Annotated in this window: 15 protein-coding genes and 1 tRNA gene; 10 read left to right on the plus strand and 6 right to left on the minus strand. The window is 44.8% G+C overall.

All coding sequences use genetic code 11. The features are described from left to right. Nucleotides 1-11: 11 nt before the first annotated feature. Both ACYQ05_RS00875 and ACYQ05_RS00880 read right to left on the minus strand, forming a co-directional pair. Nucleotides 12-464: a DNA polymerase III subunit chi gene (locus tag ACYQ05_RS00875; RefSeq protein ID WP_459817567.1), complete on the minus strand. Its 453-nt coding sequence runs from the start codon at nt 462-464 to the stop codon at nt 12-14. An 8-nt stretch (nt 465-472) separates the two neighbouring features. Further along, nucleotides 473-1,975: a leucyl aminopeptidase gene (locus ACYQ05_RS00880; RefSeq protein WP_459817568.1), complete on the minus strand. Its 1,503-nt coding sequence runs from the start codon at nt 1,973-1,975 to the stop codon at nt 473-475. A 60-nt stretch (nt 1,976-2,035) separates the two neighbouring features. Here ACYQ05_RS00880 and lptF point away from each other — a divergent pair, with 60 nt between their 5' ends. The 3 genes from lptF (at nt 2,036) to ACYQ05_RS00895 (ending at nt 6,006) form a co-directional block, all read left to right on the plus strand. After that, complete coding sequence (gene lptF / locus ACYQ05_RS00885; protein WP_459817569.1) at nt 2,036-3,127, plus strand: LPS export ABC transporter permease LptF; 1,092 nt, start codon at nt 2,036-2,038, stop codon at nt 3,125-3,127. After that, nucleotides 3,127-4,257, plus strand: coding sequence for an LPS export ABC transporter permease LptG (gene lptG, locus ACYQ05_RS00890; RefSeq protein WP_459817570.1), 1,131 nt, complete (start codon nt 3,127-3,129; stop codon nt 4,255-4,257). Before lptF ends, lptG begins: the two co-directional genes overlap by 1 nt. Nucleotides 4,258-4,323: 66 nt before the next feature. Next, nucleotides 4,324-6,006, plus strand: coding sequence for a putative bifunctional diguanylate cyclase/phosphodiesterase (locus tag ACYQ05_RS00895; RefSeq protein ID WP_459817571.1), 1,683 nt, complete (start codon nt 4,324-4,326; stop codon nt 6,004-6,006). Here ACYQ05_RS00895 and ACYQ05_RS00900 read toward each other — a convergent pair. After that, a tRNA-Arg gene (locus ACYQ05_RS00900) sits at nt 6,007-6,082 on the minus strand. Nucleotides 6,083-6,141: 59 nt separating this feature from the next. Then, nucleotides 6,142-6,609 (minus strand): thioredoxin family protein, encoded by a 468-nt coding sequence (locus ACYQ05_RS00905; protein WP_459817572.1) that lies wholly within the window; start codon nt 6,607-6,609, stop codon nt 6,142-6,144. Nucleotides 6,610-6,750: 141 nt separating this feature from the next. On the opposite strand from ACYQ05_RS00905, the gene ACYQ05_RS00910 reads away from it, so the two are divergent. The 4 genes from ACYQ05_RS00910 to ACYQ05_RS00925 all read left to right on the plus strand — a co-directional run bounded on the left by ACYQ05_RS00910 (nt 6,751) and on the right by ACYQ05_RS00925 (nt 11,024). Next, complete coding sequence (locus ACYQ05_RS00910; protein WP_459817573.1) at nt 6,751-8,778, plus strand: methyl-accepting chemotaxis protein; 2,028 nt, start codon at nt 6,751-6,753, stop codon at nt 8,776-8,778. A gap of 109 nt (nt 8,779-8,887) precedes the next feature. Next, nucleotides 8,888-9,691: a prolipoprotein diacylglyceryl transferase gene (lgt, locus tag ACYQ05_RS00915; RefSeq protein ID WP_459817574.1), complete on the plus strand. Its 804-nt coding sequence runs from the start codon at nt 8,888-8,890 to the stop codon at nt 9,689-9,691. Next, complete coding sequence (locus ACYQ05_RS00920) at nt 9,688-10,521, plus strand: thymidylate synthase (protein ID WP_459817575.1); 834 nt, start codon at nt 9,688-9,690, stop codon at nt 10,519-10,521. Before lgt ends, ACYQ05_RS00920 begins: the two co-directional genes overlap by 4 nt. Further along, nucleotides 10,521-11,024, plus strand: coding sequence for a dihydrofolate reductase (locus ACYQ05_RS00925; protein ID WP_459817576.1), 504 nt, complete (start codon nt 10,521-10,523; stop codon nt 11,022-11,024). Before ACYQ05_RS00920 ends, ACYQ05_RS00925 begins: the two co-directional genes overlap by 1 nt. 10 nt (nt 11,025-11,034) lie before the next feature. Here ACYQ05_RS00925 and ACYQ05_RS00930 read toward each other — a convergent pair whose 3' ends face one another. Both ACYQ05_RS00930 and ACYQ05_RS00935 read right to left on the minus strand, forming a co-directional pair. After that, on the minus strand, nt 11,035-11,847 hold the full coding sequence (locus ACYQ05_RS00930; RefSeq protein ID WP_459817577.1) for a metal ABC transporter permease: 813 nt from the start codon (nt 11,845-11,847) through the stop codon (nt 11,035-11,037). An 11-nt stretch (nt 11,848-11,858) separates the two neighbouring features. Then, entirely contained in the window at nt 11,859-12,650 is a 792-nt protein-coding gene (locus ACYQ05_RS00935; RefSeq protein WP_459817578.1) for a metal ABC transporter ATP-binding protein, read from the minus strand. A 26-nt stretch (nt 12,651-12,676) separates the two neighbouring features. On the opposite strand from ACYQ05_RS00935, the gene ACYQ05_RS00940 reads away from it, so the two are divergent. Genes ACYQ05_RS00940 through sufB form a run of 3 tightly spaced genes read left to right on the plus strand, consistent with a single transcriptional unit; the run spans nt 12,677 to nt 15,979 of the window. Then, on the plus strand, nt 12,677-13,591 hold the full coding sequence (locus ACYQ05_RS00940; protein WP_459817579.1) for a zinc ABC transporter substrate-binding protein: 915 nt from the start codon (nt 12,677-12,679) through the stop codon (nt 13,589-13,591). Nucleotides 13,592-13,631: 40 nt separating this feature from the next. Continuing rightward, on the plus strand, nt 13,632-14,450 hold the full coding sequence (locus ACYQ05_RS00945) for a hypothetical protein (RefSeq protein ID WP_459817580.1): 819 nt from the start codon (nt 13,632-13,634) through the stop codon (nt 14,448-14,450). 47 nt (nt 14,451-14,497) lie between these two features. Beyond that, entirely contained in the window at nt 14,498-15,979 is a 1,482-nt protein-coding gene (gene sufB / locus ACYQ05_RS00950) for a Fe-S cluster assembly protein SufB (protein ID WP_459817581.1), read from the plus strand. Nucleotides 15,980-15,991: the final 12 nt, after the last annotated feature.

Here is a 15,991-nt window from a genome sequence, read left to right on the forward strand (position 1 = left end):
CAATGAGTCTCCTATTTTTGGCCTATTTTATGCACAATCGGTTCGAAGCCCGCTTGTTTATACTGTCTCCAGCGTTGTCTGCCGCGTTCAATCAGGGCTGCACTTTGGTCTAACACTTCTATGGTGCGTTGATATTGGGGGTGCAGGACTGGGAAATCTGGATGTAAATTGAGCAAAACATCTTTTTTCGGTTGCGTAATTTTTTCTGTCCACAACTGAATCGGGGCAGGGCACTGGTTTTGTATGCTATGAGGAAGAAAGCTTTCGGGTTTGAATGCCCATAAAGAGCGATTGAGCCGCTCCATGGTCATCTCGTCCGCTAATCGAATGTCACACTGTCGTTGTTCAGACAAGATTTTTTGACAGAGTTTTGCGATAAATTGATCCAGCGTATGGGGATCATCGCTGTTCAAGACATAGAACACGACATCCTGCTCAGCGACTTGTCTGTTTGAGGTTTGCATCTTTAGCGTTATTGCGCTTGATTGAGTAGAAATTCAACCATAGCGGGGACAGGACGACCTGTGGCCCCCTTATTTTCGCCACTTACCCAAGCGGTTCCAGCAATATCACAGTGCGCCCAAGGCACTTTTTTGATAAAGCGTTGTAGGAACTGGCCCGCAGTAATCGTCCCTGCAGCGCGCCCCCCAATATTCGCCATATCGGCAAAATTGGATTTTAGCTGTTCATCATACTCTTCGCTTAAGGGGAGCTGCCAGAAGCGGTCATAGGTACGGTTACCTGCTGCTAAAATGGCTTGAGCCAAATCTTCATCATTACTCATGAGTCCTGAAATGTGATGACCAAGGGCAATAATACAAGCACCGGTTAAGGTGGCGATATCGATGACTTTGCTCGGTTTAAAGGTCTGTTGGGCATAGGTGAGGGCATCACAGAGAATTAAACGTCCTTCCGCATCGGTATTCAGGACTTCAATGGTTTGGCCTGACATGGAGCGAATCACATCGCCTGGTTTGAGTGCTTTGCCGGAGGGCATATTTTCAGTAGCCGGAATGACCCCGACCACATTGAGATTGGGTTTGAGTTCCCCCAGCGCTTTGAATACGCCCAAAACGGCTGCGCCGCCTGCCATATCGTATTTCATTTCATCCATTGCCGCGCCGGGTTTAATGGAAATGCCGCCGGTATCAAAGGTGATGCCTTTCCCTACAAGGGCAATGGGCGCCTCATTTTGTTTACCGCCTTGATAGCTTAATGTGATGAATTTGGCAGGTGTTTCACTGCCTTGCGCTACCGCTAAAAAAGCGCCCATGTCTAATTTTTCGCAATCAGCTTCTTCAAGAATATTGACCGTAATCTCTTGATGTTGCTCTGCCAGCATCGCGGCGGTTTCGGCTAAAAAGAGGGGGGTGCAATAATTACTGGGCATATTCGCCAAATCACGGGTTAAGATCATGCCTTCTGCAGTGGCTTGTGCTTGGGCTAAGACGGCCTCAAGTTTTTGTTTCTCTTTAGGCACAAGATAAGTGACGGCTTCCAGTTTTGGATCCCGGCAACGTGGCTTTTGACCACGGCTTTCATGTTCATAGTCATAAAAGCTATTCTGCAGGGTCAATGCATTTTGATAGACGGCCCAAGCGGTTTTTTCGCTCTCAGGCACGACATGGGTTAGAGCGCTGAAAGCTTTTTGGGCGCCACTGTGGTCAATGGCTTTGGCGGCAGCTTGCAAAGCCGATAGCACAGGTTTAACCGTCAAATTTTTCTTTTTGCCAAACCCAACCCAGAGCACTCTTTTTGTGGGCAAGTTAGGGTTATGACTCATCAGTAAGGTCTGGCCGTTTTCACCACTAAAATCGCCACTGTCCATTAATTGCGTTAAGGTCTCTTTTAAACCCAGTTCTGCAATCACTTCTGGCTGTTTGCTGCCCTGAAATGCAGGCAGCACCAAAGTATCAAATGCGTCGTTAAGTTTTTTAGGCAGTTGATCAAGGAGTGAGAACTGAATTTTTTTCATGGTGGATTCCTTATAATATGTTTAATTAATATTTTTATTTTACTCATATTGGAGTAGGTTTTGCGAATTCTTGACCATTACATTCTAAAAGAGCTGTGGACTACGTTTGTAGCAGTGCTGCTGGTGTTGTTGCTGATCACATTTGGCACGGAGGCTTCAAAACTATTGGCCATGGCGGTGAGCGGTCAGTTACCTTCAAATATCGTGTCGCAAGTATTGTTATTGAAAATTCCCCCCGCTTTAGAGGTGATTTTGCCGTTGGTGGCTTTATTGAGTGTGATGCTGGCATTTGGTCGCTTCTATCAAGATCAAGAGATGGTGGTCCTCAACAGCTGCGGGATTGGTCCGCGCTATTTTCAAAAACAGGTGTTGATTTTCTTACTGCCGATTGCCCTTTTGACCGCTTGGATCACACTCTGGGTGACCCCATGGGCCTATCAAACAGAACGTACGCTGATTCAACAAGCCAAGGCCCAAACGCCTGTGGCTGGATTGGTCGCAGGGAAATTTAACGCCCTGCCTAATGGTCAAGGTGTGTTTTACGCGCAACAGATTTCTCAGGAAGGGCATTTTACGCACGCTTGGATTAAGCTGAAGCAAGCGGATCAAACTTTGATTATGATGGCGCCTAAAGGGCATTTTGAGTGGCGGGATGATGCGCTGATGTTGGTTTTAGAAAAGGGTCAATCTTATGAAGGGTTGGGGCAGCAGATGGCTCAAAAAGAGAGGCAGCCCATTGTGGTGCAGAAGTTTGACCGATTTGAAGGCGTCTTGCCACAGATCCAAATTGCTCCCTCTAAGCCTACAAAATGGTCAAAATCGACGGCAGAGTTGTGGCATTCTGAGGATCCTTCTTTACAAGCGTTATTGGCTTGGCGATTGGTGGTGCCTGTGGGGGTGATGGTTTTAGGGTTGTTAGGGCTAAAGCTGAGCAAAACTGGCCCGAGAGAGGGGCGCTTTGCCAAGCTATTTATCGCCATAGTGCTGTATGTGATCTATAACCAACTGTTGGTCACAGGTCGAGATTTGATTGCAGAGGGGGTGTTGGGTTGGCGATGGGGGCTATGGCCGGTGCCGCTGGCATTTTTGTTTTTTGCACTCTATCAACCCCCCGCTAAAAAACGGTTGTCTCGATTGAAGGGGGCGGTGTAATGGCTGGGTTGAAATGGAATATTATCGAACGCTATTTGGCGAAAACCGTCATTGCGCATACTTTGATTGTGTGGTTGGTACTGTTGGTCATTATGGGCTTTTCCGAATTTATGATTCAACTGGGAAAGATTTCACCCTCTTATACGTTTAATCAAGCCACGCTTTATACGGTATTAAAGCTACCGGTCTATGGCTATGAACTCTTCCCCATTGCTTTATTAATCGGCGCCTTAATCGGGCTGGGTGGCTTAGCCAATCACTCTGAACTAACCATTTTACGCGTTACGGGCTGGTCGGTGAGTCGAATCTTCTGGGCGGTCATGAAAGGGGTGTTTGTACTCTGGTTGGTGGTGACCCTGTTGGGAGAATCGATTGCGCCCAAAAGTGAAGCCTATGCGAAAAAAATGCGGGATGAAGCGTTGCACCGCAGTTTTTCGATCAATGGACAAGAGGGGTTTTGGTTAAAAGAGCAGATAGGGACAAAAAGTCGTTATATTGAAGTTGGACATTTTGTGAATGACCATCTGTTGGCGCCTGTGACGGTGTATCAATTTGAAAATCATCGTCTTAAAGAGATTCTCTGGGCAAAGCAGGCGGTTTATCAGCAAGGGCATTGGGTGTTAAAGCAGGTTCGCGTGCAAAAATTAAGTTTTCAACCTTCTCATCAACCTTTTATGCAGCAGTTACATCAGCCGCAATTGCAGTTTCAAACAGAGACCCTATCCGCACTGCCAACCACTTTGCCACTGACTTCAGAGCTGTTAAAGAGTTTAAATGTAGAGATTCGCTATATGAGTATATTGGATCTCTATCGTTACATTCAGTTTTTACAGCTGAATGGATTGGATGCGGCGCCTTATGAACTGGCCTTTTGGCGAAAATTGGCCAGCCCTTTGGTGATTATCGGCATGCTGGCTCTGGTATTTCCACTGATTTTTGGTTCTCAGCGGCAGGTGAGCATGGGGCAGCGCATTTTTGTTGGGATTTTAATTGGGATGGGCTTTACGCTACTTAATCAAATTTTTGGCAATTTAAGTGTGGTTTACCATTGGCCGGTGATAGTGGGCGCATTTATGCCTTCTGTGCTTCTTATTCTGCTGGCTTGGGCTTTAATGCGCCGAACAGGGTAAATTTGTCAATGCGTATATCCTTATGTATAATGTGGTATATCTTCTTCTATTTTTTTAGGGAAAATAATGGTCGCTTCTAGTTCACTTAGTCAAACCCGAGAGATGGAATGGCTCAATCATTGGATGGGTTCGGGTCCCATTGTATTTTTTGAATGGGAAGCGACTGATGGTGGCTTGATTCATTATGTTTCTCAAAACGTAAAGTCCGTTTTAGGGCTTTCGCTTGGGTCGATAAAAGCTCTTGGGATGAAGTTTATGCATTTGATTCATCCTGATGACCGTCAGCCAGTGCAAGAGGAAATCTCGCAACAGTTGGCCAATAAAGTTTTACACTTTGAATTGAAATATCGGTTGTTGGATGATGCACAACAAGTCCGCTGGGTCAAGAATTATGTGGCGGTTCAGTATGGTAAAGAGGGTCAAGCATTAAAACTGAAAGGGTGTGTGTTAGATTGTACACATGAAAAGAAGGCTGAAGATACCCTCCATTATTTAACCTATAGTAATTCATTAACGGGGTTGCCGAATCGAAATCAGCTGTTGCAAGACATTCAGGCGCATCAGCCTTGCGCTTGTGCACGGATTAACATTACTGCTTTATGGGAAATCAATTATTTTTTTGGCGTAGATGTTGGCGATAAGGTCTTACAAAAGCTAGGGGCTTTGGCTCAGACCTTGCCTTATAAAGTGTATCGAAATGACGGGGATGAGTTCGTTATTCTATTTTATGAGCCATGCACGCAAGAGGCTTTGCAACTGATTATTCAACAGATTTTAGATCAGTTTCAAAACATTCATATTGAGGTAGAAAGGGAAGTCATTTTATTAACGTTTTCCGCTGGTGTTGCATTAGGGACAGAGCATTTATTGTGTCGAGCGGATATTGCTTTACATATCGCTAAGGAAGGTTCGAATCAGATTGAATTTTATGATGAAAAGCGCGCTGAAGAGGCCACCAAAAAGCTTAAACAAAATTTAAAATATGCGCGAGCGCTGCGCGAAGCGCTCGATCATCATCGAGTGATTTGTCTCTATCAACCTATTTTCAATTTACAGACGGGAACCATTGACGGATTTGAAGCTCTGGTGCGCTTAATCGATTCAGAGGGTCATATGATTCCCCCTGATCAATTTTTACCTATTGCTAAGCGTATGTCTCTCTTTGATAAAGTGACCCGGCGTGTGATTGAGCAATCTTGTTATGATTTTAAAGATCGTAAAGAGAAGGTCTCAATCAATTTGTCGATGGAAGATCTACTGAATACAGAGCTGCATGCGTTTATTATTCAACAGCTGGAAGCCACCCACACGAAACTGCAGATTATTTTTGAGGTATTAGAGACCGAAAACATAGAAGACTATGAGAACATTAAAAAATTTATTGATAAATTTAAAGCCTTAGGGGTGGAAATTTCCATAGATGATTTTGGAAGTGGTTATTCAAACTTACAAAGAGTTGTCGGTTTGGACTTTGACTATCTCAAACTTGATGGTTCTTTGGTAAAAGAAGTGTTGAAAAATCCCAAAGTTGAGCTGTTATTGCAGACCATAGTGGACTTTGCCCATCGATTGGGTGCAAAGGTGGTTGCAGAATTTGTTGAGGATGAAGCAATTTGTCGTCTTATGTCGTCACTGGGTGTTGACTATGTTCAAGGATATTGGGTGAGTAAACCTGTCCCTTCTGAGCAGTTAGACCAAGTGAAAAAACACGCAGAGCGGTTACAAAAGGCATTAAAATCAAGAAAATAGTGGTCCGCCTAGCAGGACTCGAACCTGCAGCAGCCGCTTAGGAGGCGGCAGTTTTATCCTGTTAAACTATAGGCGGATAGCAAATCAATGCGCCTTATTTTACTGCTAAATTCACGCATTGTTAATGCATATGCGTTAATCAATTTTGATTCGTTTTGGGTTCCCAAGTTTTTTTAAGCTGTCATTAATGCCTTGCTGTAGGTAAAAGGGGTAGTACTCTTCTAGCGTTAAGCCCACAATGCGTTCCGCAATCTCTTGTCCATTTCTCGGGTCTAGAAACAGCGTGGTCGGTGTAAACTCAGCCTTTAGATTTTTTGCAAAGGTTTCCATATCGGTTAAATGGCCTTGAAAATCCTTGAGGTGCCAGTGATGCTTATCCAAGATCACTTCTCTAAATTCGGCATAGTTTTCCATTTGGGTGTGTTTGATTAAAGGTTCTAGAATATTGGCTTTTAATCGATGGCAGTAATGGCACCAACTTGCTGTGATAAAAAGCACAATGGGGACTTTATGGTCTCGGGCGACTTTGGCTGTTTTTTGGAGGTCAACTACCAGGGGAATGGGACCTTCGACTTGAGTGGAAAGTGTTGTAGATTTTGGCATTTTTGAGCCCTTTTTAAAAATGATTCATCTAGAATTATACTGTTATTAAATCCATCTGCATTTAATTTGCTGCAAAACTATAAGTGGCATCAATATTGCTAAAAAGAGCGCAAGTTGAACATATATAAGAAAGCGAGAATTATGCGTTATTTATCAATCAAGCAGAAGCTTATCTTGGGGTTTAGTCTAGTGGCGGGGGTCATTTTGATTTTATCAGCCTTTTCCATTTGGGATTTAAACCGGATACAGAAGCAGATGAAAAACTTTGTCCAAGTGGAACAGCCGTTGTCTATAGGTGCTCAAGATGTCAATTTACTTTTGCAAAAGAGTATGAATAACTTAAACCTATTCTTATTGACAGGCAATCAGGTCGCAGTGAAAAAGCACCAGATTGAAATGGCGCAAGTAAAGGCAAAACTTGCCGCATTGAAGTTTCGCTTAAATAAATGGCCAACGGCCTCTATCCAGCAACAGATTCAGCAGATTGATAAGATACTCCAGACATTGGATAAAGCTTTGCCTTATATTAAACAGGTTTCAGATTTGCAGCTGGATCGCAATAAAAAATTTCCAGTTTTTGCTTTTGTGGCTAAGAATCTGCAACCAGCAGCTGCTCAAATTCAACAGCAGCTTAATTTAATGATAGGTTCAGAATTAAATGACTTGTCTCCGGAGCGGGCGGTAATTGTCGATACATTAGTTCAAATGCAGAAGACTTGGCTTAATGTCATGAGTAGTGTGAGAGGCTATGTTGCTTTTAGAACCGAAAAAATGGCTAAGGAGACAGAGCTTTATTTAGAACAATTTGATCGCTCATTAAATAAACTTAAAGGATTCGCAGATTCTGATCTAGAACTGACCATTGAAGAAGAAGATGGAGTGTCCCAAATTGAAAAGGCCTTTAAAACCTATCGTGAGAACTTTAAACAGGCGCAAAAAATTCATCAAGGGCCTAAATGGCGGATGGATATTTGGTTAATGAAAACACAAGTCGAGCCCCTGTTTAAACAGGCTGAAAATACGTTAGACAAATTTGCAGGTGAAATTCGTACCCAAACCCTTCGTGGCTCACAGCAAACCATTCAATTGGCTGATATAGGGTTAGAGCTACAATGGATCTTCTCAATAAGTGGCATTTTATTGGCCATTATTTTGGCGCAATTAATTGCACGCTCTGTGGTAAAACCCATTGAGCAAGCGATGAATGCAATGAAAGACATTGCAGAAGGGGAAGGAGATCTCACACAGCGTTTACAGGCAAAAGGTCGGGATGAAGTAGCAACCATGGCTCACTACTTTAATCAATTTGTCTCTAAGGTGCAGCAAGTGGTGGCTGAGGTGGGCAATCAAGTCACCCATCTAGAGCAATCATCAGATGCGTTACTGCAGGCCACCCAATCTTCCAGTGCGTCGGTGACCAATCAGTTGGCGGCGACTGAAGAGCTCAAACACTCTATGCAAAAGATGGCGCAACAAGCAAAAGTGGTGGAAGGTCATGCCAGTAATACCACAAAGTCCACCTATGAAGTGGTTGAAAAATTGCAGGTGAGCGGTCAAGTTGCTCGCTCTTCAGCGGAAGAGATAAAGAAACTGTCACGTAGTATGGAGGAAATCTCCGCCTCTGTTGAAAAGCTGAGTCAAGATGGAGAAACCATTGGTTCTGTCGTGAATGTGATTAAGGAAATTGCTGAGCAAACCAATTTATTGGCGCTCAATGCGGCCATTGAGGCTGCTCGAGCAGGGGAGCATGGTCGTGGCTTTGCAGTGGTGGCGGATGAGGTGCGTGGTTTAGCGCAACGCACGCAAGAGTCGACCGCACAGATTGAGAAGATTATTGAGAATATTTTCAAAGCGACCCAAAAAACGGTTAGAGATGTTGAAAAAGGCCAAGAAGAGACAGAGCACAGTATTCAAGCCGTTTTGCATACGGAAGAGGTGTTACTGCCCATTATTTCTTTGGTGGAAGAGGTACGGAAAATGAACGAGCAAATGAGGCAAGCGGCACAGACACAAAATCAATTAGTATCTGGTGTGAATACGCAACTTGAACAGATTGTTGAAGTGTCTGATGAGGTCGCGAAAAGCGCCGAGAAAACAGGAAAGTCTGGTCATATTCTGCAAACCATCTCACAAAAGTTACAGAAATTAATCCATCAGTTTAAGTTTTAACCGCTTCTCTTTTTATTCACCCAGCATACTATGTGTGCTGGGTTTTTTATGTTTGAATTTCAAGAATCCGCTAAAATAGCCTTTTAGAATTCAACAATAAGGGATGGCTATGTGGCATTATCCACACATTAACCCGATTGCCTTAGATTTAGGGCCCTTGCAGGTGCATTGGTATGGCTTAATGTACCTATTTGGCTTTTTGGCGTTTTGGCTGTATGGAACCTGGAAGGCGAAAACGGATCCGCATTGGAACAGTGAAATGGTCAGTGACTTTCTCTTTTATGGCGCCTTGGGTGTCATTTTAGGGGGAAGAGTGGGCTATATCTTATTTTATGATTTTTCACATTATTTAGCGCATCCTGAAGATATGATCGCGGTTTGGCAAGGTGGCATGTCTTTTCATGGTGGGCTGATCGGAGTGGCCATTGCGATGTGGCTCTTTGCTCGTAAGGTGAAGCTGCCATTATTAGAGATCTCCGATTTTGTGTCGCCTATTGTGCCGGTGGGTTTGTTCTTTGGCCGTATTGGAAACTTTATAAATGGCGAGCTTTGGGGCAAAATCACAGATTCGCCTTTGGGAATGTGGGTGTATGATCCTCAACTGCAAAAAGAGGTGCAAAAGTACCCCACTCAACTGTTCGAAGCATTTTTAGAAGGCCTTGTGCTTTTACTGATTCTGTTTATATATAGTCGAAAACCGCGTCCGAGAGGGGCTGTGACTGGACTGTTTTTAGCCTGCTATGGGGCTTTTCGTTTCTTTGTGGAACTTTTCCGCATGCCAGACCCGCAATTGGGTTACCTCGCTTGGGGATGGCTTACCATGGGTCAGGTGCTTTCTTTACCTATGATTCTGTTGGGCGTAGGACTCATCTACTGGGCTTATCATCAATCAGCCAAGGAAAAAAACGCATGAAACCCTATTTAGAACTGTTACAACACATTATGGATAATGGCGTGCAAAAAGGCGACCGTACAGGGACAGGGACAAGGTCTGTCTTTGGCTATCAGATGCGGTTTGATCTGCAACAAGGGTTTCCTTTGGTCACGACGAAAAAACTGCATTTAAAGTCGATTATCTATGAACTGCTGTGGTTTTTGCGTGGGGAAACCAATATTCGTTACCTAAAAGAGCACGGCGTTTCCATCTGGGATGAATGGGCGACGGAAGAGGGGGAGCTTGGACCGATTTATGGCAAGCAATGGGTCGCTTGGGAGACGCCTAAAGGGGAGCAGATTAATCAGATTCAACAAATTGTGGATACCTTAAAAACCAATCCCAATAGTCGCCGTATGATGGTTTCCGCTTGGAATCCTGCCGACCTACCGGATGAATCGATCAGCCCGCAAGAGAATGTTAAGCAAGGACGGATGGCTTTAGCAACTTGTCATGCGTTTTTTCAATTTTATGTGGCCGAAGGTAAACTCTCTTGTCAGCTTTACCAACGCTCAGCAGATACCTTTTTAGGCGTGCCTTTTAATATTGCCTCCTATGCGCTTTTATTGCATATGATGGCACAACAGACAGATTTAGAAGTGGGCGAGTTTATCTGGACAGGTGGGGATGTGCATCTCTATAACAATACGCTGGAGCAAGCAAAATGTCAGGTCGCTCGAAAGCCCTATCCATTACCGAAATTGAACATCAAACGCAAGCCTGAGACTATTTTTGATTATCAATATGAAGACTTTGAGATTGAAGGCTATCAATGCCATCCGCATATTAAAGCGGAGGTGTCTGTGTAATGGCTGCCCCCATTATTAGTCTGATTGCTGCAGTTGATCGCAATCTCGCGATAGGTCGAGACAATGCCATGCCTTGGCATCTACCGGATGACTTTAAATATTTTAAACAGCAAACGCTGGGTAAGCCAGTGGTGATGGGACGGAAGACCTTTGAGTCAATAGGGGGTCGTCCTTTACCAGGGCGGCGCAATTATATTTTAAGCCGGCAAACGAACCTGCAGTTATCAGGGGTAGAAGTGTTTCATGAGATGGCGTCGCTTTTGCAAGCATTACAGACGGAAGAAGAGGTGATGATTATGGGCGGTGAGCAGATTTACCGACAGTTTTTACCCCTCGCACACCGTCTCTATTTAACCGAGGTGGCGACGGAAATTGATGCAGATGCGCATTTCCCGTCTTTTGATCAAACAGAATGGCAAGAGATCAGTCGACAGCCGCATCCTAAAGATGCGCGTCACGCTTTTGATTTTGACTTTGTGCAATATCAACGCCAAATGTCATGAGTCGCGTCATTTAAGCTTTAGAGTTACGCAGATTTTTGAATTGGGTTAACAAAAAGAGCACGCTTGCGGCGAAGACAATGGCTGGTCCGGTTGGGAGATCCCAATAAAAAGCGCTCGCCATGCCAATAAACAGAGAGAGAAGGCTGATCAGCAGGGTGAATTTGAGCATCTGCTCGGGTGATCGACTGAATGGACGCGCCGCGGCGGCGGGGATAATCAGTAGTGCGGTGATCAATAAAATCCCTACAATTTTCATAGAGAGGGCGATCAACACCGCAAGCAATAAGGTGAAGTAGAGTTGTACCCGCTTTACCGCGACCCCTTCCACTTCGGCTAAACTGGGATTAAGGGTGATATTAAGCAGGTCTTGCCAGTGTTTAATAAAAAATGCCAACACGATTAAGGTGGTGAGGGCGATAAGCCCTAAATCCTGTTCAGAAACGGTCAAAATATCCCCAAAGAGAAAACTCATCACGTCCACCTGAATGGTGTCCGCTAAACTGATCAAAATCAAGCCGACCGCTAAGCCACTATGTGCCAAAATCCCTAATAAGGTATCACTTGATAGTTGTGTATGGTGATTCAGCCAATGAATGCTTAGGGCAATCAGAATGGCCACAATGATCACGCTGAGAGTGAGATTCCACTGCATCAGCAGGGCGATGGCAACCCCCAGCAAGGCACTATGCGCGATGGTGGCGCCAAAATAGGATTGGCGCTGCCAGACGACGAAAACCCCTAAAGGCGCAGCCGCTAATGCGATCAAAAGTCCGGTGAAAAAAGCGAGCCAAATAAAATTGGGCAGGGTCGTGAATGTTTGCATGAAAGTCATCATTAAGGGTTACACTTAGATTCTTTCAAGGTTGAGGCACCTTGTTGGAGACAGGCATCATTATGATGGTGCTCATAGAGGGCAAGTTCTTGGGCAGCCTCGCCAAAAATTTTCGCATAGATCGGGTTTTCAATTACTGTTTTAGGTTGACCTTCACAGCATAGATGCTGGTTGATACAGAGGACCTTATCTGTGCTCCGCATTACAAGTTGAAGATCGTGGCTCACCATAATAATGGCGCAATGGTAACGGTCGCGCACTTCTGTTAAATAGTGATAAAGTTCATTTTGACCATAGATGTCAACGCCTTGTGCGGGTTCATCTAACACCAAAAGGTTGGGTTGACGCATTAAAGCTCTGGCCAGTAACACACGCTGCATCTCTCCACCAGAAAGGCTTTGTAAGGGTTGTGAGAGAAAAGAAGTGATTTTTAATTCCGTGCAGATCTGTTGCATATGGGCTTCAAAATCCTCTATAGGCAAATGGCGAGGTTTCCCAAGCGTTAAAAAACGGTGAACAGTAATGGGAAAGGTGGCGTCAATATTCATTTTTTGTGGCATATAGCCTACCACCAGTGAAGGTGCGCGCTCGACGCGCCCTTCAGTCGGAGAGATCAGTCCGAGTAAAATTTTAATCAGCGTTGTTTTGCCCGCGCCATTAGGGCCAATAAGGGTTATAATTTCGCCGGCATCTATTTCTAAACTGATGTTGCGCAATGCCCATTTCGCTCCATAACGGTGGGAGACATTTTGTGCGCGAATTAAATAGTGGGACGGATCAGTCTTTGTATGCATTAACGGTTAATTCATAGAGGTGAAAAATGAAAACATTATGGCAGATTTTAGTCGCTTTGTGCACCCTGCAATGGGGAACTGTAGTTTTAGCCTTAGAAACGCGTCATGTGCTGCCGAAGCTGGTCGTCACCAGTATTGCCCCGATTGAAGGGATGGTTAAACCCATTTTTCCGGAGCAGACAAAGATAAAGGTCTTATTAAGAGCGGGAGAGGAACCGCACACTTATCAGTTAAGACCTTCACAAATGTTGGCCATTCAGCAGGCAGAGGCAGTTTTGGGGGTAGGCACAGAGGCCGATTTATGGCTGCAAAAAGCGGTTCAGCACAAGTCAAGTCAGCAGGTGTTGTGGATGAAAGATGTGCCGGGGGTGGTTTTTTATCCTACACGCGGCAAGCATGGTCATCATCATGTGCATCATCCAGAAGCCTTCCAGGGTCATAAGGATCATGCAGGGCTTGACCCAACCTTAGATCCGCATATCTGGCTTTCACCACAAAATGCACAGGCTTTTGTGCAAGCGGTCGCCCAGAGATGGTCTTTACCCCAGCAGAAAGTTAAAGCATGGCAGATGCAGTTACAGCAGGCGGATCAAGCAGTTGCTAAGCGTCTAAAACCCGTGCAAAAAGTTCCCTTTGTTGTGCTGCATGACGCTTTCCAGTATTTTGAACGTCATTACGGTTTAAATAATGTCGGTGTCATTCAAGTGAATGACAGTGTGAAACCGAGCATACGCCGAGTACTGAAAATACGTAAATTGATTCAGCAAAAAGGGGTGAAGTGTGTTATTACAGAGCCACAATTTCCGCAACGCCAGTTGCGTGCTGTGACAGAAGGGTTAAATGTTAAGGTGGTCGGGGTGGATCCTTTAAACAGTCAGCATCTGCCTTATGATCAATTTTTACGTCAGATCGCTCACGATTTTAAAGGGTGCCTACAATAAGCATGGGTTCAAGCAATCTGATGACTGAAAGCGTTTTAAAATGGTTTCACAAACGGTGACTATCCAACTTCTAGGTTTGCCTGGGGCAGGTAAAAAACGTCTAAAACAGGCTTTGCAAGCCTATATTGACCGCAGGACTGGGGATTTTGAACAGAAAATTGATATTTCGGTGCCAGAATTTTCAGCACTCGCTTCTGGAACGCCTTTAGAAGGCCGTTATGATTTAAATTGGCTGGTGATTGATAGTCGCAGTTTTATAGAAGCAACAGATGCGCAACAGCAAAAAGCTTTGGCATATCTTGAGCAGCTGCTAGGCCATTGTGATGCGGTGGTGTGGATGTTTGCCGAGTCCAGTGAGCTAACTGTCCAGAGTCAATGGCGTCAGTGGTTTAGACAATGGTCATTAACGCAGCAAACAGTGCTGCCCAGCGTTCAATGTTTTTCTCAAACGTTTAAATTCCCGCATCAAGGGATTGAGGCGTTATTACAGTGCGCTCCGTCCTCTTTGCGGCAACCTTTACCGCCATTGTCCACTTTTCACTCGTTCCATTTTCAGTTGCCTAAAGTCAGCCTGGAACATCTGCTATTTGTTTTGGACAGCAGTCGACAAAATTTACAGATGGATTTGTGGCGCGTGAAAGGCAGTGTGATGACCCAAGAGTATGTTAATCCGGTGGCAATTGAAGGGACGATCAACCGCTGGGATACCTATGCCAGTGAGCTTCCAGAAAATGCGCCCGAAATGGGTCACCTGATTATTGAAGGCCTTAATTTAGATGGAGACCTTTTGCAGTCGCTGTTACAGGCGGCTATTGCCCAAGGTGAGTCAAATTCAGTGCGCTTGGTAGACAAGCGCTGAAAAACCTACTAAAATAGTCGGAAATTAATAGAAGGCAGAGAAACGCGATGTCAGAGACTCCGCAATATGAAGAAATTACGGATTTATTAAGCAAAAAAAGTGGCTATAAAGAGGGCTTTTATACGCAAACAGAGGTGGAAACCTTTGAAAAAGGCATTAATGAAGACGTGATTCGAGCCATTTCGGCGAAAAAGAATGAGCCGGATTGGATGTTGGATTTCCGCTTGAAGGCTTTTCGTCATTGGCAGACACTGGAAGAACCGCATTGGGCTAAAGCGGTGTATGAGCCTCTTGATTACCAAGACTACAGCTATTATTCGGCGCCGACCTGTGCTGCTTGTTCTGTGGATGAGGAAGCAGAAAAAGAAGTGACTGAGATGGATGAAGCGGTCGCCAAAGCCTTTGCTGAACTGGGTGTGCCGGTTAAGGGGAATGAAACGGCAGAGAAAGCGGACATTGCCGTAGATGCGATTTTTGATTCTGTCTCAGTTTCGACGACGAAACGAGAGAATCTAGAGAAGCTGGGGATTATTTTCTGCTCTTTCTCAGAAGCGGTGCAAAAGTATCCCGAGTTGGTGAAAAAGTATTTAGGGACGGTTGTTCCCTATCATGATAACTTTTTTGCCGCTTTAAATTCAGCAGTCGCTTCAGATGGCACCTTTGTTTACATTCCCGAAGGCGTGCGCTGTCCGATTGAGCTTTCCACCTATTTCCGGATTAATGAAGCCAAAACTGGGCAGTTTGAACGTACCATTTTGATTGCAGATAAAGGCAGTTATGTGAGCTATCTGGAAGGCTGTTCTGCACCGGTGCGTGACAGCTACCAGCTGCATGCGGCGGTGGTAGAAGTGATTGTGCATGAAGATGCGGAAGTGAAATATTCCACCGTGCAAAATTGGTATCCTGGCGACGAAGAGTGTGAAGGTGGGATTTTGAATTTTGTGACCAAGCGCGGTATATGTGAAGGGCGCAATGCCAAGCTTTCTTGGACGCAAGCGGAGACGGGTTCGGCGATTACGTGGAAATATCCGAGTTGCATATTGAAAGGGGATAACTCCATTGGAGAGTTTTACTCGGTGGCTTTGACCAATCGTCGCCAGCAGGCAGATACGGGAACCAAAATGATTCATATCGGCAAAAATACCAAGAGCACCATTATTTCTAAAGGGCTCTCTGCCGGTAAAAGTGACAACAGTTATCGTGGTTTGGTCAAAATTTTGCCCACTGCAGAAGGGGCGCGCAACTTTACCCAATGTGATTCAATGTTGATTGGCAACCAGTGTGGTGCCCATACTTTCCCTTATATTGAGGTGGAGAATCCCAGTGCTCAAATTGAACACGAAGCGACCACTTCTCGGATTGGAGAAGATCAGCTTTTTTACATGCAGCAACGCGGTATCAGTGAGCAAGATGCGATTTCTATGATTGTGAATGGTTACTGTAAAGAGGTGTTTAAAGAGTTGCCATTAGAGTTTGCGCAAGAAGCAGAAGAACTATTAGCCATCAGCCTTGAAGGCTCAGTGGGATAAGAGGAAGCAAAA

The sequence above is a fragment of the Galenea microaerophila genome (assembly GCF_054657255.1).